At 43.6% G+C, this 19,410-nt stretch carries 20 protein-coding genes and 3 pseudogenes; 4 read left to right on the top strand and 19 right to left on the bottom strand.

Features of this window, described 5'->3' with window-relative positions; translation table 11 throughout:
• Window positions 1–127: 127 nt before the first annotated feature.
• On the bottom strand, window positions 128–673 hold the full coding sequence (gene infC, locus N39L_RS25255) for a translation initiation factor IF-3 (protein WP_006617261.1): 546 nt from the start codon (window positions 671–673) through the stop codon (window positions 128–130).
• A 174-nt stretch (window positions 674–847) separates the two neighbouring features.
• Between infC and N39L_RS25250 the strand changes: the two genes are divergently transcribed.
• Window positions 848–1,909, top strand: coding sequence for an alpha/beta fold hydrolase (locus N39L_RS25250; protein WP_014276726.1), 1,062 nt, complete (start codon window positions 848–850; stop codon window positions 1,907–1,909).
• Between the two features lie 355 nt (window positions 1,910–2,264).
• Here the strand turns inward: N39L_RS25250 and N39L_RS25245 are convergent, their stop codons facing one another.
• The 10 genes from N39L_RS25245 to N39L_RS25200 all read right to left on the bottom strand — a co-directional run bounded on the left by N39L_RS25245 (window position 2,265) and on the right by N39L_RS25200 (window position 8,774).
• Entirely contained in the window at window positions 2,265–3,659 is a 1,395-nt protein-coding gene (locus N39L_RS25245) for a group II intron reverse transcriptase (protein WP_014276725.1), read from the bottom strand.
• Window positions 3,619–3,840: a hypothetical protein gene (locus tag N39L_RS25240; RefSeq protein ID WP_014276724.1), complete on the bottom strand. Its 222-nt coding sequence runs from the start codon at window positions 3,838–3,840 to the stop codon at window positions 3,619–3,621. Before N39L_RS25240 ends, N39L_RS25245 begins: the two co-directional genes overlap by 41 nt.
• A 21-nt stretch (window positions 3,841–3,861) precedes the next feature.
• Window positions 3,862–4,086: a reverse transcriptase N-terminal domain-containing protein gene (locus N39L_RS25235; protein ID WP_014275364.1), complete on the bottom strand. Its 225-nt coding sequence runs from the start codon at window positions 4,084–4,086 to the stop codon at window positions 3,862–3,864.
• A gap of 728 nt (window positions 4,087–4,814) precedes the next feature.
• Window positions 4,815–4,898, bottom strand: coding sequence for a PQQ-dependent sugar dehydrogenase (locus N39L_RS25230; protein WP_286131305.1), 84 nt, complete (start codon window positions 4,896–4,898; stop codon window positions 4,815–4,817).
• Window positions 4,873–5,766 (bottom strand): PQQ-dependent sugar dehydrogenase, encoded by an 894-nt coding sequence (locus tag N39L_RS25225; protein ID WP_006616089.1) that lies wholly within the window; start codon window positions 5,764–5,766, stop codon window positions 4,873–4,875. Before N39L_RS25225 ends, N39L_RS25230 begins: the two co-directional genes overlap by 26 nt.
• Before the next feature lie 444 nt (window positions 5,767–6,210).
• On the bottom strand, window positions 6,211–6,807 hold the full coding sequence (locus tag N39L_RS25220) for a peroxiredoxin (protein WP_006616087.1): 597 nt from the start codon (window positions 6,805–6,807) through the stop codon (window positions 6,211–6,213).
• A gap of 159 nt (window positions 6,808–6,966) precedes the next feature.
• A complete protein-coding gene (locus N39L_RS25215) occupies window positions 6,967–8,127 on the bottom strand; it encodes a group II intron reverse transcriptase (protein ID WP_014276722.1) in 1,161 nt (386 codons plus the stop codon).
• Complete coding sequence (locus tag N39L_RS25210) at window positions 8,117–8,347, bottom strand: reverse transcriptase domain-containing protein (RefSeq protein ID WP_014274255.1); 231 nt, start codon at window positions 8,345–8,347, stop codon at window positions 8,117–8,119. Before N39L_RS25210 ends, N39L_RS25215 begins: the two co-directional genes overlap by 11 nt.
• Window positions 8,307–8,528, bottom strand: coding sequence for a reverse transcriptase N-terminal domain-containing protein (locus tag N39L_RS25205; RefSeq protein ID WP_014276721.1), 222 nt, complete (start codon window positions 8,526–8,528; stop codon window positions 8,307–8,309). The genes N39L_RS25210 and N39L_RS25205 overlap by 41 nt, the downstream gene beginning before the upstream one ends.
• 21 nt (window positions 8,529–8,549) lie before the next feature.
• On the bottom strand, window positions 8,550–8,774 hold the full coding sequence (locus N39L_RS25200; protein WP_014276720.1) for a reverse transcriptase N-terminal domain-containing protein: 225 nt from the start codon (window positions 8,772–8,774) through the stop codon (window positions 8,550–8,552).
• Window positions 8,775–9,691: 917 nt separating this feature from the next.
• Between N39L_RS25200 and N39L_RS25195 the strand changes: the two are divergent.
• Window positions 9,692–10,654, top strand: a pseudogene (locus N39L_RS25195) (recombinase); the annotation flags it as partial.
• A 99-nt stretch (window positions 10,655–10,753) separates the two neighbouring features.
• Here the strand turns inward: N39L_RS25195 and N39L_RS33400 are convergent.
• From N39L_RS33400 to N39L_RS25180, 4 genes and pseudogenes are all read right to left on the bottom strand, one after another.
• Entirely contained in the window at window positions 10,754–10,867 is a 114-nt protein-coding gene (locus N39L_RS33400) for an HNH endonuclease (RefSeq protein WP_493572995.1), read from the bottom strand.
• A 135-nt stretch (window positions 10,868–11,002) separates the two neighbouring features.
• Window positions 11,003–12,145: a reverse transcriptase domain-containing protein gene (locus N39L_RS25190; protein WP_014276718.1), complete on the bottom strand. Its 1,143-nt coding sequence runs from the start codon at window positions 12,143–12,145 to the stop codon at window positions 11,003–11,005.
• Window positions 12,105–12,327: pseudogene (locus tag N39L_RS25185) on the bottom strand (HNH endonuclease). Before N39L_RS25185 ends, N39L_RS25190 begins: the two are co-directional and overlap by 41 nt.
• A 21-nt stretch (window positions 12,328–12,348) precedes the next feature.
• A complete protein-coding gene (locus N39L_RS25180; protein WP_014274427.1) occupies window positions 12,349–12,573 on the bottom strand; it encodes a reverse transcriptase N-terminal domain-containing protein in 225 nt (74 codons plus the stop codon).
• A gap of 723 nt (window positions 12,574–13,296) precedes the next feature.
• Between N39L_RS25180 and N39L_RS25175 the strand changes: the two are divergent.
• A pseudogene (locus N39L_RS25175) lies at window positions 13,297–13,785 on the top strand (recombinase); the annotation flags it as partial.
• A 949-nt stretch (window positions 13,786–14,734) separates the two neighbouring features.
• Here the strand turns inward: N39L_RS25175 and N39L_RS25170 are convergent.
• From N39L_RS25170 to N39L_RS25160, 3 genes are all read right to left on the bottom strand, one after another.
• Window positions 14,735–14,989: a hypothetical protein gene (locus N39L_RS25170; RefSeq protein WP_014274633.1), complete on the bottom strand. Its 255-nt coding sequence runs from the start codon at window positions 14,987–14,989 to the stop codon at window positions 14,735–14,737.
• Between the two features lie 170 nt (window positions 14,990–15,159).
• Window positions 15,160–15,342 (bottom strand): hypothetical protein, encoded by a 183-nt coding sequence (locus N39L_RS25165; RefSeq protein ID WP_126277469.1) that lies wholly within the window; start codon window positions 15,340–15,342, stop codon window positions 15,160–15,162.
• A 47-nt stretch (window positions 15,343–15,389) separates the two neighbouring features.
• Complete coding sequence (locus N39L_RS25160; RefSeq protein ID WP_014276717.1) at window positions 15,390–15,770, bottom strand: hypothetical protein; 381 nt, start codon at window positions 15,768–15,770, stop codon at window positions 15,390–15,392.
• A 746-nt stretch (window positions 15,771–16,516) separates the two neighbouring features.
• Here N39L_RS25160 and ltrA point away from each other — a divergent pair.
• Window positions 16,517–18,283, top strand: coding sequence for a group II intron reverse transcriptase/maturase (gene ltrA, locus N39L_RS25155; RefSeq protein ID WP_014274168.1), 1,767 nt, complete (start codon window positions 16,517–16,519; stop codon window positions 18,281–18,283).
• On the opposite strand, the gene N39L_RS25150 is transcribed toward ltrA, so the two are convergent.
• Complete coding sequence (locus N39L_RS25150; RefSeq protein WP_050856795.1) at window positions 18,221–19,348, bottom strand: phage head spike fiber domain-containing protein; 1,128 nt, start codon at window positions 19,346–19,348, stop codon at window positions 18,221–18,223. The two genes, ltrA and N39L_RS25150, sit on opposite strands and share 63 nt — an antisense overlap.
• Window positions 19,349–19,410: the final 62 nt, after the last annotated feature.

The following is a 19,410-nucleotide window of genomic DNA, read 5'->3' as shown; positions in this document are numbered from 1 at the left end:
ATTGAGACCCCTCAATTTTATCTCTTCTCTAAATTATCAGTTATGGGGCGGAACTGGGGTTACTGGTTTATCATAACCGTAGCAGCAACAGGTTTGACAAATCACAATGACCCACAATTCCTGAGTCTCAGCTAGTTGTTGTTTTTTTGGGAGCCAACAGCATCATCATACTCCGTCCCTCTTGTTTGGGGGACTGTTGAACTTCGGCGTGTTCTTCCAGGTCTTCGGCCATACGTTTGAGCAGTTCCCTGGCTAGGTTGCTATGCTGAATTTCTCGACCCCGGAACATAATTGTGGCTTTGACCTTATCGCCGGATTTAAGGAAGCGCTTGGCTTGATTCACACGCACCTGATAGTCGTGATCATCAATTTTGTAACGCATCTTAACTTCTTTGACATCGGCGGTATGCTGCTTTTTACGAGCTTCCCGAACTTTCTTTTCCTGTTCATATTTGAACTTCCCATAGTCCATAATCCGGCATACGGGAGGGTCAGCTTTATCGCTAACCAGAACTAGGTCTAGTTCCTTTTCCTGAGCTAGTTTCATGGCCTCCCTGGGAGTCATGATCCCTAGCTGACCGCCTTCGGTATCGATCAGGCGAATCTTAGGAAAGCGGATATTGTCGTTGATTTGAGGTAAGTTGCGATTTCTTTTTGATTCTATCACAGGCATTACAGGAATTTTAAGTTAATGAGGTCAACGAATGTCTCGACAATTGTGGGTCCCCCTAACAGGACATTGTACTGATTTCCCATATCAATAGGCTTGACATTTAATCTAAACTTTAGGAACCCTAGTATTTTAGGGGTAACTTTCAAGTTATGTTGTACTCAGGACGACGGTTAGATGGATTCACCAGACTGGCACAAACAAATGGGCTTTCAGCGTGATTGGATTTGGCGGGGGTGGAGAGTTCGCTATACTTTTCGGCGTTGCGGACACCCTCAAGGGGCTAAGTCGCCTATTTTTGAGGTTCAAGACCCACTAGGGAGCAACTCTCCTGTTCCTTTAATTTTCCTTCACGGTTTTGGCGCATCTATCGGCCACTGGAGACACAATTTGTCGGCATTCAGTCATTCCCACCCAGTTTATGCTTTGGACTTATTGGGGTTTGGTTGTTCTGAAAAGGCGATCGCCCCATATAATGTTTCCCTGTGGACAGAATTGGTGCATGACTTTTGGCAAACTTTTATCCGCCGTCCGACCATCTGGGTGGGAAACTCTATTGGTTCTCTGATCGCCCTAGCAACTGTTGCTCAATATCCCAAAACCGCTAAGGGTTTGGTTATGCTCAGTCTACCCGATCCGGCCGCTTTAGCGGACTTATTAGCTGGGTGCATGGTTCCCCCAGTCGAGTTTATCCAAAGTTTGGTTATGCTCAGTCTACCCGATCCGGCCGCTTTAGCGGACTTATTAGCTGGGTGGATGGTTCCCCCAGTCGAGTTTATCCAAAGTTTGGTTGCTTCCCCTATTATATTACGTCCCATATTCTATCTAGTGAGACAGCCATCTGTCATCAGTCGTTGGGTTAAATTAGCCTATCACAATCAAGACTCGGTTACAGAGGAACTGATACATATTCTATCTACTCCACCCCAAGACCGAGGGGCGGCTAGGGCTTTTATTATTCTGTTTCAGATTATGGGGAGTTCTAAACTCGGCCCATCTGTACGCAGTCTATTCCCCCAGGTGCAGGTTCCCATATTACTACTCTGGGGAAAACAGGATCGACTGATTCCCCTGAAACTGGCTAAACCTCACCTCTACCTAAAATATAATCCCCACATCAAGTTAGTAGAACTGGAGGGCGCGGGTCACTGCCCCCATGATGAATGTCCCGAACGGGTGAACCGGGAAATTTTCGACTGGATTAACAGTTGCTTAGGGGAAACTCTAACTCTACCCTAACGCCGAACTCGTCACTGATATCGTCAGTCGTCCAGATCTGTATCAATTTTCTGGCGGATTTGTTGATAATCCTGATGATTGAGGGCATACAACGGGGCTAATCCAATCCCCGCTGCGCTGTGAGACCAAGCTAGAAGACGCCAGTTACCTAACCTGGGAGAAGGGTCAAATTCTGGAAAATCCGGTCAGTTGCACGCCAGGGGTTAGAATTGAGGCAGAAACTGAATTTTTCCGGATCCAGGAGACAGCCAGAAAACTAGAAGGGGTCGAGAATGGAGTCACCTCCATCCCCTCCCATTCAAAACCGTACTTGAGACTTTCACCTCATACGACTCCTAGTCTGACTGTCTCTTTGTTATGAGCACAGCATTGTCTCTTTATCAAGAGCTGTTTTATCATCGTGACAATGGCGATGTAATAATTGAAGATTTTTGTATTCATCCTTTCCACCTTGGCTTCTAGGTACAATGTGGTCTACTTCAATTAAGTCTGATGGAGTAAAGAATTGCCCACACCAGGTACATCTACCTTTTGGTTTTTTGAGTAGTTTTGCTACCCTAGTTGGCGTGTCGATTGCTTGTCCTTTTCTGGTTGCCCAGTAAGTCCAATTTCCGTCATAAAGTGTTGCGTCAGGGCGTATTAGGGTATGTCTGATAATTGGAGTCCAATTGTGATTGAACAGATGTAACCCATCTTTGGTTTGGAACAGCCAATTTTCGTGTCTTTCTTTCCCATTGCTAAGTTTAATTGTTCCATGTCTGAAATAATTACTTAGCTTTTCGTAACTTGCCTTTCCGCATCTTGATCCTGTCCATGCCCGTAACATTTGCCAGATTATATTGTCTAGCTTAGTGAAGGTCTCTTTTGAGACTACCGCTGAATAATAGTTTGCCCATCCTCTTATGATTGGGTTTAGTCTACTAATCAGGGCTGCCTGGGGCGCATTTTTATGTTGTTTAATTACACCCTTAATCACTTCAGTGTGGGCAACTGCTTTTTGGCTGGGTTTTATGAGAGTTTTATGTCCGATTAATCTGCTCTTATGTCCCCCTGTTTTTCCAGTTTTGTATTTTCCTACTGGGTATTGCCTAATATTGAATCCTAAGAAATCAAATCCGGGTTTTTCTGCTTTGCCATTATACTCAATAGATTTGAGTGTGTGGCAGACTCGAGTTTTTTCAGGTTTAATCTCTAATCCAACAGGCTTTAGCCATTCATAAATAGCAGTTTTGCACTGTTCAATGATTCCTAAGTCTTTGGATATGACTACAAAATCATCGGCATATCGTATGACCGTGGCAAATGGTTTGCTGTTGGTATTATTTGGATACATTTTTCCTATTAACCTACCCATCCCCAACAGTGCGATGTTGGCGAGTATTGGACTAATTACCCCTCCCTGGGGTGTCCCTGTTTCTGTATCCTCGAATACACCATTATCTAGCACTCCCGCTTTGAGCAATTGTTTCATGTCTCTTTTTAGGCTGCTTGGACAATTAATTTTGGACAGTAGGTAATCATGGTTTATTCGGTCGAAACATTTCGCTATATCTGCATCAAGGACATAGTATTGTCCAATCTTAATGGCATTGTAAATCCTGCTTATTGCATCTTGGGCTGACCTGCCTGGTCTGAACCCATAGCTAGTTCCTTCAAATCTCGATTCCCATTCAGGTTCGAGAGCCGACTTAACCAAGGCTTGCCTTGCTCTATCTTGGATTGTGGGTATTCCTATTCCAGCTTTTTTCATCCCTACCAGGTTTTGGAATCCAAACCCGTCGCAGTGGTTTTGCTTTGAGATTTCCTTTAATGTTCTTGACCAGTTCAAACCTTTGTCTTGGAGAGATTACTCTTACTCCATCAACACCGGCTGTTTTCCTGCCTTGACCCGCTTGGGGGGCGGGTTTATTAAGCTGACTGTTGGGAAGCATGGCTGACCGTGGAACCCGCCCCTACAGCCGCACTGCTAAGAGCCGGGCATAGTATGATTTCACCAATAGACGTTGCCACCTTCTGGCTTTTGCATCTTGTCCCGATTTAGCTGCTTGAAATATACTCTTTTGGAGCTTGAAAACTTTCCGTTGAACCTTAGTCCATGGGATTGCCTTCCATGCGTTGTTCGTAGTCTTGATTGGTTTTGATTTCCCAAATCCTTTCTTTAAACTCGCTATCGCCATTTGTACACCTACTTGACTCTATTTCTTTACAATCAAACCGTGACCCGTTAGCATATCCCTACCATTACAGTCGGGCGTTGGCTTCTGGTCACATCTCACCCCCTAATAGGCTTACGCTTACACTTTCACTACTGACTTTCTCGACCAGATTATCAGAGCCTAAGAGGGGTTAAAACGTTCCGTTTATATGGGCATTCCATCTTTAGATTTGTCCTTTCCACCGGGGTACTTTTAAAGGTCTGTGTAGGTAGTCTAACGAAGCTCCTACTTTTCCCCTTACTCTTTTGAGTGCAGCGTATCAACCTATTTTTCGCTACTTAATTCTTACGATGGTTCAAGCCGGACATTCGGTTTCCCTAATCATGGATGGTTGGCAGTGGTCTCGATTCTGGTGTTAGGTTCCACCTCGGAGCCTTCCGTTCCCCGCTTCAATCCTGGGGTTGTGGTTCCCAAAATTGGGGGTGGCTATCGCCGTTACCCTAATTTCCTAACTTTACTTATCCATTTCTGGGCTTCCTATAGGAATTTGTATGAGTTAGTTCGTTTTGACCTTGGGTTCCCTGCCTTATTTGGTATATTTCTATACCGAATGTTGGGACATATAAACAGTTATGAGGATGGTCAGGAGAGATCTCCTTATATTCAACCAAGGGGTTTAAGTCCCCACCAGGCGGTTATTTCAGGTATTTCAACCCTATTTCATGCCTGAACGTCTCGCACCGCTAGAGTTAATGAAGTCGAATTAACCGCCCGGGGGCGGCATCAGTCAACACATAGAGATGACCATCAGGACTTTCCCGAACATCCCGCACACGCGCTCGCGATCGCGATCGCTCGTTGGTCTATCACCTCACCGGACTCATTTAATTGGATATGATGCACCGATTGGGATACCAAACCCCCAGCAAACAAATCGCCCCCATGCACGGCTAACCCGGACGGAGCGATCGCCGGTGTCCAGACGATATCGGGGTCAACCATATCTGGATGGGATTGGCGATCGGAAATTCGCCCCCCTGTATATTCCTGACTATGGGTAACAAGAGGCCAGCCGTAATTTTCTCCTCCTTCAATCCGATTCAACTCATCCCCACCACGGGCACCATGTTCCGTAGACCAAACGTGACCCCGTTGGGAATCAATCGCCAACCCCTGAATATTCCGATGACCATAACTCCAAATAGCCGGGTCACTATTAGGGTCTCCCTGCCAAGGATTATCACTCGGAATTGAGCCATCGTCATTCAGGCGTACAATCTTACCCAAATGACTCCCTCGATTTTGAGCCTGTAAGCGAATCAGTTCCCCGTCCAGTTGCACGGGTGGATTCCCCCCATCACCAATCGCCACCAGCAGAGTATCATCAGGTAACCAAACCATGCGCGATCCAAAATGTTGTCCTCCCCGTTTCAAAGGAGCAGCTTGGAAAATCACTTCCACATTCTCTAGGCTGCTTCCCCTCAACTCCCCTCGACCCACTGCCACGCCATTGGCTTCCTGGGTTCCTTGGGAATAGGTGAAATAAATCAACGAATTTTCCTCAAACCGGGGATGAACGGCAATATCCAGTAAACCCCCCTGATTGAGGGCTAAAATCTCTGGCAACCCGGCCACAGGAGTGGGGTCGAGAATGCCATCGCGCACTATCCGTAAGCGTCCTGGTCGCTCAGTAATCAGCATCGTCCCGTCAGGGAGCCACGCTAATCCCCAGGGATGCTCCAAATTCTCAACTACTGTCGTTTGTTCCCACTCCCGATCGAGAGGGATAGATGCACCAGATTCAAGGTCGGTAGATAGGATTTGTGCAAAGCACCGCTCGCAGAGTTGACTGGGTTCTCTGGTGGGGTTTCTACTCCGGTTGGCGTCTCACCGCCGATCAAGAGGAAACTCCCTAGCAAACTGCCAGCAATCGGAGTCAGGGGTTGAATCATCGTGAATCTCATTGGCAAGCGCGTTTATTACATTTCTTCTCCTTTGATAACAGAAGAATTGTTTTGAGAAGATCAGTGCAAAGATTAGGTTACAGATTCATCCCCTACCAGGGGAGGCTTTAGACCCATTTCTTGAGGAACTAAGCCCCTAGCCCCCTGTGGGAGTGAAGTGCTAACTATACACTATTGTTGATTAGATAGCGGCGAAGAACTCTTTAGACTTCACTGGGTCGGGGTTCATGGTTTTGTCTCCTGGCTGCCAACCTGCGGGACAAACTTCGTCGGGGTTGGCTTGAACATATTGGATCGCTTGTAAGGTGCGTAGGGTTTCGTCTACATTACGACCGAAGGCAAGGTTATTGATAGTGGCGTGTTGAATAATGCCGCCTTTGTCGATAATGAACAGACCCCGCAGTGCAATTCCGGCCTCTGGGTCAAGTACGTTGTAGGCGGCGCTGATTTCTTTTTTAATGTCAGACACCAGAGGATAGTTGAGGTCGCCAACTCCACCGGATTGGCGATCGCTTTGAATCCAAGCTAGGTGAGAAAATTCACTATCGACAGAAACCCCTAAGATTTGGGTGTTAATGGCTGAAAATTCTTCAGCGCGATCGCTAAATGCGGTAATTTCCGTCGGACAGACAAAAGTAAAGTCCAGGGGATAAAAGAACAGGACAACGTATTTACCGCGATATTCCAATAACTTAATAGTTTTGAACTCTTGGTCAATCACCGCTGTAGCGGCAAAATCTGGGGCTGCTAAACCAACGCGAATACACTCACTTGTCATGGGTAAATCTCCTAATTCCTTTGAAAACTCAGAATGGCTGAGTTTTCAATTTGTTACGATAAATTAGGGGTCGAGATAGACCTCACGGTCTACCCCTCCCATTCAAAACCGTACTTGATACTTTCACCTCATACGGCTCCTAGTTTGACCGTCTCCTTGTTAAGAGTACAGCATCATCTCTTCATCAAGAGCTGTTTTATCGTCGTGACAATGGCGATGCAGTAATTGAAGGTTCTTGTATTCATCCTTTCCGCCTTGGCTTCTAGGTACAATGTGGTCTATTTCAATTATATCTGATGGGGTAAAGAATTGCCCGCACCAGGTACACTTGCCTTTTTGCTTTTTAAGTAGTTTTGCTACCCTATTTGGCGTATCGATTGCTTGTCCTTTCCTGGTTGCCCAGTAAGTCCAATTTCCGTCGTATGGTGTTGCGTCAGGGCGTATTAGGGTGTGTCTGACAATCGGAGTCCAATTATGTTTCCACAGTCGAAATCCATCTTTGGTTTGGAACATCCAATTTTCGTGTCTTTCTTTCCCATTGCTAAGTTTAATTGTTTCATGTCTGAAATAATTACTTAGCTTTTCGTAACTTGCCTTTCCGCATCTCGATACTGTCCATGCCCTTAACATTTGCCAGATTATGAAGTCTAGCTTGTTGAAGGTCTCTGTTGAGACTACCGCTGAATAATAGTTTGACCATCCCCGAATAATTGGGTTCAGTTTGTTAATCAGGGCTGACTGAGGTGCTGTTTTATATTGTTTGATTACACCTTTTATCGCTTCTGTGTGGGCAACTGCTTTTTGACTGGGTTTTATATGAGTTTTATGTCCTAATGGTTTCCCATGTGGAGTCATCCCAGTTCTGTATTTTCCTACGGGATATTGCCTAATCTTGAAACCTAAGAAATCAAATCCGGGTTCCTCTGTTTTGCCATTATACTCAATAGATTTGAGTGTATTGCAGATTCGAGTTTTTTCAGGTTTAATCTCTAATCCAATAGGCTTTAGCCATTCAGAGATAGCAGTTTTGCACTGTTCAATGATTCCTAAGTCTTTGGATATGACTACAAAATCATCGGCATATCTTATTGCCATGGTATATGGTTTGTTGTTTTTGGGATACATTTTTTCTATTAACCTTCCCATTCCCAACAGTGCGATGTTGGCGAGTATTGGACTTATTACCCCTCCCTGGGGTGTCCCTGTTTTTGTATCCTCGAATACACCGTTGTCTAGCACTCCCGCTTTTAGCCATTGTTTCAGGTCTCTTTTTAGGCGGCTTGGACAATGAATTTTGGACAGTAGGTATTCATGGTTCACGGTAAGAGCATTTTGCTATATCGGCATCAAGAACATAATATTGTCCTTGATTTATGGCAGTGTAAATTCTGCTAATTGCGTCATGGGCTGACCGTCCTGGACGGAACCCGTAGCTTGTGCCTTCAAATCTCGATTCCCATTCAGGTTCGAGAGCCGACTTAACCAAGGCTTGCCTTGCTCTATCTTGGATTGTGGGTATTCCTATTCCAGCTTTTTTCATCCCTACCAGGTTTTGGAATCCACACCCGTCGCAGTGGTTTTGCTTTGAGATTTCCCTTAATGTTCTTGACCAGTTCAAACCTTTGTCTTGGAGAGATTACTCTTACTCCATCAACACCGGCTGTCTTCTTGCCTTGGTTATCTTGGGGGGCGGGTTTATTAAGCTGACTGTTGGGAAGCATGGCTGACCGTGGAACCCGCCCCTACAGTCTCACTGCTAGGAGCCGGGCATAATATGATTTCACCAATAGACGTTGCCACCTTCGTGCCTTAGCATTTTGTCCCGATTTAGCTGCTCGAAATATACTCTTTTGGAGCTTGAAAACTTTCCGTTGAACCTTAGTCCATGGGATGGCCTTCCATGCGTTGTTCGTAGTCTTGATTGGTTTTGGTTTCCCAAACCCTTTCTTTAAACTCGCTATCGCCATTTGTACACCTACTAGGCTCTATTTCTTTACAATCAAACCGTGACCTGTTAACATATCCCTGTCATTACAACCGGGCTTTGGCTTTTGGTCACATCTCACCCCCTAATAGGCTTGCGCTTACACTTTTTACTACTGACTTTCTCGACCAGATTGTCAGAGCCTAGAAGGGGTTAAAAACGTTCCGCTTATATGGGCATTCCATCTTTAGATTTGTCCTTTCCACCGGGGTACTTCTAAAGGTCTGTGTAGGTATTATGAAGAAACTCCTACTTTTCCCCATACTCTTTTGAGCGCAGCGTATCAACCTGTTTCGCTACCTGATAATTACGATGGTTCAAGCCGGACATTCGGTTTCCCTAATCATGGATGGTTGGCAGTGGTCGCGTATGGTAGTAGGTTCTACTTCACGCCTTCCGTTCCCCGCTTCAATCCTGGGGTTGTGATTCCCAAAACTGGGGGTGGCTATCGCCGTTACCCTAATTTCCTAACTTTTACTTATCCATTTCTGGGCTTCCTATGAGGAATTTGTATAAGTTAGTTCATTTTGACCTTGGGTTCCCTGCCTTGTTTGGTATATCTCTATACCGAACGTTGGGACATATAATCAGTTATGAGGATGGTCAGGAGTGCGCTCCTTATATTCAACCAAGGGGTTGAATTCCCCACCAGGCGGTTATTTCAGGTATTTCAACCCTATTTCATGCCTGAAGGTTTGGCACCATCATATTTATCATACTCGAATTGACTACGAGTTCAGAAAAAAATACGCCCAACCATATTAGATGGGGGCGGGATTTCTGATCAAATCAAATAAATGGCTCTGGCGGGATTTGAACCTAATACATAGCCTATAACCCCTATTCTACCGTTACTTAGGTGTTACTCAAAACCATAGCAGGATAACAAGTGAGTAAAAAATGAGTAACGATATCAATACCCCTACAGTAGGGGGAAAGGGTAACTATGACGGGGGCTATGCTAGATTCTTGAAAGCCTATCAGGAGTTTAAGGGTGAGTGTCCTAGGGGGGTTAGCCTTAAAATCCAGAAGTCAGGGCTTAGGTACAATCTCTTATTGCAGTTTAAGCAACCACCTACCGGGAAACGGCTACCCAAGACAGCTAATCTTGAGTGTACACCTCAAGGGGTGATAGACGGGGTTAAGAAAGCTAAACTGGTATCAGAAGCCTTGGGAACCATTACTAGCGCTAGTGAATTTTGGAACTGGTACGATGCGACTATCTTAGGAAAGAACCAGATTGAGGATAATCTGATAACCTATCGGGAAATATTCCAACAACTAGAGGATGAGTATTTTGCGGGTTACAACCGCAACACAGGAAGACCACGCTCCCGCGATATCGCTAGCGACTTAGCATCTTACGAGTCTACTAAAGAGGCATATTTCAGGTTGTTCCCTAACTGGGATGATTACCCTAGCTGGGAGAGTTTCAAGGTTATGCTATACACTCCCCTACAGAACGGAGAACAATTAGTAGGTTCCAAAACATTTAAAGAACGTTACTACATCTTAAAAGCCATAGCTAAGAAATCACCTAACAAAGACCATTTGCTTAAACAGCTTGAGCCTATTAACCCTAAACAAACACGATTCACCGTTAAGCAGCGTATAGGCATTAATGCCTTTAAAGATTGGTGGTTTAACACCAAACAGGAAGCCTATACCATCAGAAACTCACAACATCAATCATCCCGACATAGCTGGTTATGGGTAACGGGTATGACAGTAATGTACGGACTGAGACCAACTGAAATAGCCGCTGCTGTTAATCTAACCAAACGTTATGTAACGGATGATGGTGTAATCATCAAAGCACTATCAGACCCCGATAATCAAGATAATTATCTTGTATTAGGAGATTAATTAGGGGTCGAGATAGACCTCACGGTCTACCCCTCCCATTCAAAACCGTACTTGAGACTTTCACCTCATACGGCTCCTAGTTTGACCGTCTCCTTGTTAAGAGTACAGCATCATCTCTTCATCAAGAGCTGTTTTATCGTCGTGACAATGGCGATGTAATAATTGAATATTCTTATAGTCATCCTTTCCGCCTTGGCTTCTAGGTACAATGTGGTCTATTTCAATTAAATCTGATGGGGTAAAGAATTGCCCACACCAGGTACATCTACCTTTTTGCTTTTTGAGTAGTTTTGCTACCCTATTTGGCGTATCGATTGCTCGTCCTTTCCTGCTTGCCCAGTAGGTCTAATTTCCGTCATAAAGTGTTGCGTCAGGGCGTCTTAAGGTATGTCTGACAATTGGAGTCCAGTTGTGTTTGAATAGATGTAACCCATCTTTGGTTTGGAACAGCCAATTTTCGTGTCTTTCTTTCCCATTGCTAAGTTTAATTGTTCCATGTCTGAAATAATTTCTTAGCTTTTCGTGACTTGCCTTTCCGCATCTTGATACTGTCCATGCCCGTAACATTTGCCAGATTGTCTTATCTAGTTTGGTGAATGTCTCTGTTGAGACTACCCCTGAGTAATAGTTTGACCATCCCATAATAATTGGGTTTAGTTTGTTAATTAGGGTTGATTGAGGTGCTGTTTTAAATTGTTTAATTACACCTTTTATCACTTCTGTGTGGGCAACTGCTTTTTGGCTGGGTTTAATGTGGGTCTTGTGACCGATTAATCGGCTTGCCATTCCCCCTGTTTTCCCAGATTTATATTTTCCTGCTGGATATTGCCTGATATTGAATCCTAGAAAATCAAATCCTGGCTCCTCTGTTCTGCCTTCATATTCAATAGGTTTGAACGTATGGCAGATTCGAGTCTTTTCAGGTTTTATTTCTAATCCCACAGGTTTTAACCGTTCGGAAATAGCAGTTTTGCACTGTTCAATGATTTCTAGTGATGGGGATATCACTACAAAGTCATCGGCGTATCTTATAACAGTAGCCTGCGCTCTGTTTGCTTTCTTTGGATACATTGTCTCTATGAACCTAATCATGCCATCCAATGCGATGTTAGCTAGGAGTGGACTTATTACCCCTCCCTGGGGTGTCCCTGATTCTGTATCCTCAAATACGCCGTTATCTAGCACGCCTGCTTTGAGCCATTGTTTCAGGTCTCTTTTTAGGCAGCTTGGACAATGAATTTTGGACAGTAGGTAATCATGGTTTATTCGGTCAAAACATTTTGCTATATCAGCATCGAGTACATAATATTCACCCTTGTTGATACTTGAGTAAATTCGTGCTATTGCATCTTGGGCTGACCGTCCGGGACGGAACCCATAGCTTGTGCTTTCAAATCTCGATTCCCATTCAGGTTCGAGAGCCGACTTAACCAAGGCTTGCCTTGCTCTATCTTGGATTGTGGGTATTCCTATTCCAGCTTTTTTCATCCCTACCAGGTTTTGGAATCCACACCCGTCGCAGTGGTTTTGCTTTGAGGTTTTCTTTGATTTTCTCGGTCATTTCTAGCCTTTGTTTAGGGGATATTGCTATCACACCATCTACTCCAGCCGTCTTTTTGCCTTGACCCGCTTGGGGGGGCGGGTTTATTAAGCTGACTGTTGGGAAGCATGGCTGACCGTGGAACCCGCCCCTACAGTCGCACTGCTAAGAGTCGGGCATAATATGATTTCACCAATAGACGTTGCCACCTTCTTACCTTTGCGTCCTGTCCCGATTTAGCTGCTTGAAATATACTCTTTTGGAGCTTGAAAACTTTCCGTTGAACCTTAGTCCACGGGATGGTCTTCCATGCGTTGTTCGTAGTCTTGATTGGTTTTGATTTCCCAAATCCTTTCTTTAAACTCGCTATCGCCATTTGTACACCTACTTGACTCTATTTCTTTACAATCAAACCGTGACCCGTTAGCATATCCCTACCATTACAGTCGGGCGTTGGCTTCTGGTCACATCTCACCCCCTAATAGGCTTACGCTTACACTTTCACTACTGACTTTCTCGACCAGATTATCAGAGCCTAAGAGGGGTTAAAACGTTCCGTTTATATGGGCATTCCATCTTTAGATTTGTCCTATCCACCGGGGTACTTTTAAAGGTCTGTGTAGGTGATGAAGTGATTACCCTACTTTTCCCCTTACTCTTTTGAGCGCAGCGTATCAACCTGTTTCGCTGCTCAATAATGACGATGGTTCAAGCCGGACATTCGGTTTCCCTAATCATGGATGGTTGGCAGTGGTCTCGGTTCTGGTGTTGGGTTACACCTAGGAGCTTTCCGTTCCCCGCTTCAATCCTGAGGTTGTGATTCCCAAAATTGGGGGTGGCTATCGCCGTTACCCTAATTTCCTAACTTTACTTATCCATTTCTGGGCTTACTATAAGGAATTTGTATGGGTTAGTTCGTTTTGACCTTGGGTTCCCTGCCTTGTTTGGTATATCTCTATACCGAACGTTGGGACATATAAACAGTTATGAGGATGGTCACGAGTGCGTTCCTTATATTCAACCAAGGGGTTGAAGTCCCCACCAGGCGGTTACTTCGGGTATTTCAACCCTATTTCATGCCTGAACGTTTCGCACCACTTACTTTACTGACGCAGAAGGTCGGAAAGTGAGTATTAAAACAGGGGGAAGGGTTGTAGCCCCAATTCCCAGTCCCGAAATGTTTGATTTCCTAGAATTGAAACGGCCGTTGTTACCAGAATATAGCCCGAAAAAAGGCAGTCAACCCAAAACCATAGCTGGAGGCTTTGACGCAACGTTTAGTAACAGAATTCAATCTATGAAATGCCCGGTAACCCAGAAATATGCTTTTCGTAGACTGTACAACCTGTTAGGTGAACAATATGGACTACCTATCGAGTTGCGAGCTAGACTTATGGGACATAGCACAATCGTCAATGAGGGTAAATACAAGACAGAAGGCATTGACGCTACCTTAGAAGTTCTCAAAGGGGTTTCTAAGTTACCTATACCATTGAACGTGGCTATAGAACGGTTAACAGCGTTAGGGGTTGATATTGATAGCTCTGAAGCTAAATTATTTCTTAGAGTTATCTATCTGATAGATTAATCTAATCGTCAACCTTTCATAAATTAACACCCCTAGATTAAACCCCTAGGGGTTATTTTATGGCTACAGATTGATAGATCCTGCTATGGTTTTGAGTAACACCTAAGTAACGGTAGAATAGGGGTTACAGCTTATGGGTTAGGAAACTCTCCTTTCGCCTGCATTGCCTTTAAACCCTTATCCTGACAGCGATAGCGGGTTATTACTCAACCCCTATATCCTATTGAGTTACTCAGATACTACTCACAATCTAGTCCTAGCACAGGAAAATAATTCTGTCAATAGGTTGATTACTCAGTCAATAAGCACAACTTAATCAATCTGTCAAATACCCATACCACCCCCCAACCAAACACCGATAGGGTAACTCTCTCGTGATACCCGTCAATGGCAAGCCTATCGGTTCGTTACGAACCATTGACTGCTATCACATCGGTCGCACCCCTAAGAGTGTTTGTTTCGGTTATGGGGGGAGGGTATGGCTCAAATTTCAAAACCCATAGGGGTAGTCAGATTATTAGTGAAATATTGAGGAGCCTACTCACTACCAACAAAATGCGATCGCATAATCACGACTAACCTGGCTATGACATACTGAAGCGATACCCCTAAACAACTTTTCAACTGGTGACTTGTTTCGTCATCTCTCGCTGATACCTACATAATCCTAGAGAATTGATTCCCCATCGAAACCGATACCTACATACCGCTAGACAAGTCTCCAATTTATAGGGGTACTGGGTTCCGCCGGGAATGATTACCCCTAATAGACGGGTTAAGGTTTTGGCTTAGGGTGTTTATTGTGGGTAAATTAGAGGCAAGCATTCATATAAACTTCCAATAGGCCTATTGCAATAGGCCTATTGGCAAAAAATACATAGACACCCCCTACAGTCAGAAACCATAGGGGGCCATTTAAGTTATTGGGGTAGCTGTTAGGTGTTAGGGTTTAGGGTTTACGCCAACCATCATCATCAATATCATCTCTGTTAATTGGAAGAGGGGGTGATTGCTTTTTATCTTCTAACTGTTTTTTACCAACTATTGATGCCATAGAATCATTAACATATCTAATCAAATAATTTAGGCTATTTTGGATACCGTCTAACCTATTCTCAATAATTAGGTTTCCTGTATGCGTAATGAACGTACTGAGAATAATCGCGACAATAATTAACCCTAATTCAACTATTACCAAGTTCATTTATATTAATTTCCAAAAATGAAGTGTAAACCATTTAATTCTTTCTAGTGGAGAAAATGAAGCGTAAAAATTGCTGTACGGCGGTGATTCAATTATTTGATATTCATTAAGCCATATAATTTCACGTTTAACCATCATATTCTGCTTCACATCATTGTATGTGTAAAATTTTAACCACCCTGCCATTTTCCAGTACACGGGTACACTGTCAGCGTCAAATAATATCCTGATAAATTTACTGCCAGAAATGTCAGGTAATTTTTTAGTACCGTGTAGCTATCATCTTCTATCCTGAAATTAAGTTCATAAACTTTAAACCAATTACTTTCAGATATATCAAGTGCATTAGGCATTATCTGTTAATTTATTGTTGTAAGTCATAAGTCATTTTAGTTCTCCATTACAGTTTTGTTAGGGCTAAACACTCACTTTCACTAAGAGCGCGAGGGTAGTAGCGGAAATCTTTACATATACCAGTTTCAACAACACCATTAGCTCTTCTTAATATAAGAATTTCAGAAATAGGTTGATAAGATGTTACTGTATTAGGTGCATCAACCACTTTATCACCGTTAATAAATAACTTTTGCCGACCTTGCTCTAAAACAGATAATATCTTAAATGATGGTGCGTCCAATCTAGTTATTAAGGGTGATGAATAAGTCAACACACCACCAGACACAGTTCTAGTGTCTATACCGAAACCTGCACTGTCGTCGCCGTGAAGTATCAAGTTGGTATTATCTGAATTAGTACCTAAAATAGCACCAACTCCTGTCAACTTGTTTGGTGTATATTCTATATAAAAAGTGCGAGACGTTCAGGCATGAAATAGGGTTGCAATACCCGAAATAACCGCCTGGTGGGGACTTCAACCCCTTGGTTGAATATAAGGAGCGCACTCCTGACCATCCTCATAACTGTTTATATGTCCCAACGATTAGTATCCTACGATACAAATCAAGGCAGGGAACCCAAGGTCAAAACAAACTAACTCATACAAATTCCTTATAGGATGTCCAGAAATGGATAAGTAAAAGTTAGGAAATTAGGGTAACGGCGATAGCCACCCCCAGTTTTGGGAATCACAACCCCAGGATTGAAGCGGGGAACGGAAGGCTCCGAGGTGCAACCTAACACCAGAAACGAGACCACTGCCAACCATCCATGATTAGGGAAACCGAATGTCTGGCTTGAACCATCGTAAAGAGTAAGTAGCGAAATAGGTTGATACGCTGCGCTCAAAAGAGTAAGGGGAAAAGTAGGGGTTTTTTTTTACTACCTACACAGACCTTTAAAAGTACCCCGGTGGAGAGGACAAATCTAAAGATGGAATGCCCATATAAACGGAACGTTTTAAGTCCTCCTGGACTCTGATTATCTGGTCGAGATATCAGTAGGGATAAGTGTAACCGCAAGTCCTAGAGGATGTGAGATGTGACCAGAAGCCAACGCCCTGCTGTAATGGTAGGGATATGCTAACAGGTCACGGTTTGATTGTAAGAATAGAGTCTAATAAGAGTCAAAATGGCGATAGCGAGTTTAAAGAAAGGATTTGGTAAACCCAAACCAATCAAGACTACGAACAACGCATGGAAGGCAATCCCATGGACTAAGGTTCAACGGAAAGTTTTCAAGCTCCAAAAGAGTATATTTCAAGCAGCTAAATCGGGACAAGACGCAAAGGCACGAAGGTTGCAACGTCTATTGGTGAAATCGTATTATGCCCGGCTCTTAGCAGTGCGGCGAGTGACCCAAGATAATCAAGGCAAGAAAACAGCCGGGGTTGATGGAGTAAGAGCAATCTCTCCAAGACAAAGGTTAGAAATTGTCAAAAACATTAAGGGAAACCTCAAAGCAAAACCACTGCGAAGGGTGTGGATTCCAAAACCTGGTAGGGATGAAAAACGCCCACTAGGCATACCCACAATCCAAGATAGAGCAAGGCAAGCTTTGGTTAAGTCGGCCCTCGAACCTGAATGGGAATCGAGGTTTGAAGGCACAAGCTATGGGTTCCGACCCGGACGGTCAGCACAAGATGCAATAAGTAGAATATATACTGCCATAAATCAAGGACAATACTATGTTCTTGATGCTGATATAGCAAAATGCTTTGACCGAATAAACCATGATTACCTATTGTCCAAAATTCATTGTCCAAGCAGCTTGAAGAGAGACCTGAAACAATGGCTCAAAGCTGGCGTGCTAGATAACGGTGTATTTGAGGATACAGAAGCAGGGACACCCCAAGGAGGAGTAATAAGTCCACTACTAGCCAACATCGCACTGGATGGAATAGAAAGGTTAGTCAAAGAAATGTATCCAAATAAAGGCAGCACCAATCAGGTAAACCTTATAAGATATGCCGATGATTTTGTGGTCATCTCCAAAGACCTAGGAATCATTGAACAGTGCATGACTGCTATTTCTATATGGCTAAAACCTGTAGGACTAGAGATTAGACCTGAAAAAACCCGAATATGTCACACACTCAATCCTATTGAGTATAATGGCAAGATTGAGGAACCTGGGTTTGATTTTCTAGGATTCAATATCAGGCAATATCCCGTAGGAAAGTATAAATCTGGGAAAACAGGGGGGCCTAAGAGTCGATTAATCGGACATAAAACCCACATAAAACCCAGCAACAAAGCAGTTAAAGCCCACACAGAAGTGATTAAAGGTGTGATTAAACAACATAGAACAGCACCTCAATCAGCCTTGATTAGTAGACTAAATCCAATTATTCGGGGATGGTCAAATTATTACTCAGCGGTAGTCTCAACAGAGACCTTCAATAAGCTAGACAAAACAATCTGGCAAATGTTAAAGGCATGGACAGTATCAAGATGCGGAAAGGCAAATCACGAAAAGCTAAGTAATTATTTCAGACATGGAACAATTAAACTTAGCAATGGGAAAGAAAGACACGAAAATTGGCTATTCCAAACCAAAGATGGGTTACATCTATTCAAACATAACTGGACTCCAATTGTCAGACATACCCTAATACGCCCCGACGCAACACCATACGACGGAAATTGGACTTACTGGGCAACCAGGAAAGGACAAGCAATCGACACGCCAATTAGGGTAGCAAAACTACTCAAAAAACAAAAAGGTAGATGTACCTGGTGTGGGCAATTCTTTACCCCATCAGACTTAATTGAAATAGACCACATTGTACCTAGAAGCCAAGGCGGAAAGGATGACTACAAGAATCTTCAATTATTACACCGCCATTGTCACGACGATAAAACAGCTCTTGATGAAGAGATGATGCTGTACTCTTAACAAGGAGACGGTCAAACTAGGAGCCGTATGAGGTGAAAGTCTCATGTACGGTTTTGTATGGGAGGGGGAGATGGCGACATCTCTCTCGACCCCTACTCTACCTTCACTCGGGTTAAACTCATCCCCCAACACTCGACTAACCGCATCAGAAGCACGTGTTACGCTGGTGGCTTGAGTAGGGGTGTAAGGGGATGGTGTTGATGATGCTTCTAGTTGTGTACCCCAAATGTAGATACCTGAAATGCCATCACCTGTGTAAAGAATGCTAGACCCATTATTCAAGTAATGCACTATTGTTGCAGTAGCAGTTGATGATGCTGTTGAGGTAATTGAGCATCTATACCATCCGTTTCCCATAGACGTTACTGATGAAGAAACAAGTCCTCCTCCTGCTGTAATTGCTCTAGTCAGTAAATTGAAATTTGCGAAAGAATTGGCGGGAAATTGAGTGGCAAATGCAATTACAAGAATCGAGCGTTCTGCGGCTTTAGCATATATGGTTAATGTATATGTTGTCCCAGATGTTGCAGAAAATGTACGATTTACATGGTGGGCGGTGTTTGTGCTTGAATCCTCAACTAACTTGTCACCAGTTAAATTTCCATCAAGCGCAACAATTACATTTGGCGTAATACTTGCTCGTGTTTTTGTCCAAGTCGCATTATCAAAATCCTCACTCCACGATACCAAATTAGTCCTCTGTTCCTCCACCAACGACCCTAACCGTTCACCCGTTTCAGGATTAAATGTGTATCTAGGCTTATTCACTGCGGCTGTACGAATCCTGCCTGCTGCGTCTACATACGTTGCCGTAGATGCTCTAGTAACAGTGTAAGTGTCTGTTACAGGTTCTGTTATCCATTCTTCACCATTGTAGCGTGTGTTGGATTTACCAAACTGAGTTGAAAGGGTAGGTTCTATAGAGATGCGAGGTTCAACGTTATACGTATTTGAGTCAATAACTGCTTGTATCCGTTCATTAGTTAAATACAGATTAACTTCACCTTCTGGCAAGTCATCGGTTGATTGCCCAAACTTACTAGAGTAAATGTTGAAATTAGTCATAACTGCCTCTATATTGATTATTTAATTAAATGGCTAATAACTTAATACTAGCCATTCATTTG

This window comes from Limnospira platensis NIES-39, from assembly GCF_026000695.1.
GTDB lineage: Bacteria > Cyanobacteriota > Cyanobacteriia > Cyanobacteriales > Microcoleaceae > Limnospira > Limnospira platensis.
The sequence above is the reverse complement of the archived record's forward strand: the minus strand, read 5'-3'. Positions and strand labels throughout refer to the sequence as shown.

Bases quoted from the DNA above. Each gene is read 5' to 3' on its own strand.
- infC (WP_006617261.1), bottom strand. From the start codon at position 673: ATGCCTGTGATAGAATCAAAAAGAAATCGCAACTTACCTCAAATCAAC.
- N39L_RS25250 (WP_014276726.1), top strand. From the start codon at position 848: ATGGATTCACCAGACTGGCACAAACAAATGGGCTTTCAGCGTGATTGG.
- N39L_RS25245 (WP_014276725.1), bottom strand. From the start codon at position 3,659: ATGAAAAAAGCTGGAATAGGAATACCCACAATCCAAGATAGAGCAAGG.
- N39L_RS25240 (WP_014276724.1), bottom strand. From the start codon at position 3,840: ATGCTTCCCAACAGTCAGCTTAATAAACCCGCCCCCCAAGCGGGTCAA.
- N39L_RS25235 (WP_014275364.1), bottom strand. From the start codon at position 4,086: ATGGCGATAGCGAGTTTAAAGAAAGGATTTGGGAAATCAAAACCAATC.
- N39L_RS25225 (WP_006616089.1), bottom strand. From the start codon at position 5,766: ATGCTGATTACTGAGCGACCAGGACGCTTACGGATAGTGCGCGATGGC.
- N39L_RS25220 (WP_006616087.1), bottom strand. From the start codon at position 6,807: ATGACAAGTGAGTGTATTCGCGTTGGTTTAGCAGCCCCAGATTTTGCC.
- N39L_RS25210 (WP_014274255.1), bottom strand. From the start codon at position 8,347: ATGAAAAAAGCTGGAATAGGAATACCCACAATCCAAGATAGAGCAAGG.
- N39L_RS25205 (WP_014276721.1), bottom strand. From the start codon at position 8,528: ATGCTTCCCAACAGTCAGCTTAATAAACCCGCCCCCCAAGATAACCAA.
- N39L_RS25200 (WP_014276720.1), bottom strand. From the start codon at position 8,774: ATGGCGATAGCGAGTTTAAAGAAAGGGTTTGGGAAACCAAAACCAATC.
- N39L_RS25190 (WP_014276718.1), bottom strand. From the start codon at position 12,145: ATGAAAAAAGCTGGAATAGGAATACCCACAATCCAAGATAGAGCAAGG.
- N39L_RS25180 (WP_014274427.1), bottom strand. From the start codon at position 12,573: ATGGCGATAGCGAGTTTAAAGAAAGGATTTGGGAAATCAAAACCAATC.
- N39L_RS25170 (WP_014274633.1), bottom strand. From the start codon at position 14,989: ATGAACTTGGTAATAGTTGAATTAGGGTTAATTATTGTCGCGATTATT.
- N39L_RS25165 (WP_126277469.1), bottom strand. From the start codon at position 15,342: ATGCCTAATGCACTTGATATATCTGAAAGTAATTGGTTTAAAGTTTAT.
- ltrA (WP_014274168.1), top strand. From the start codon at position 16,517: ATGGCGATAGCGAGTTTAAAGAAAGGATTTGGTAAACCCAAACCAATC.
- N39L_RS25150 (WP_050856795.1), bottom strand. From the start codon at position 19,348: ATGACTAATTTCAACATTTACTCTAGTAAGTTTGGGCAATCAACCGAT.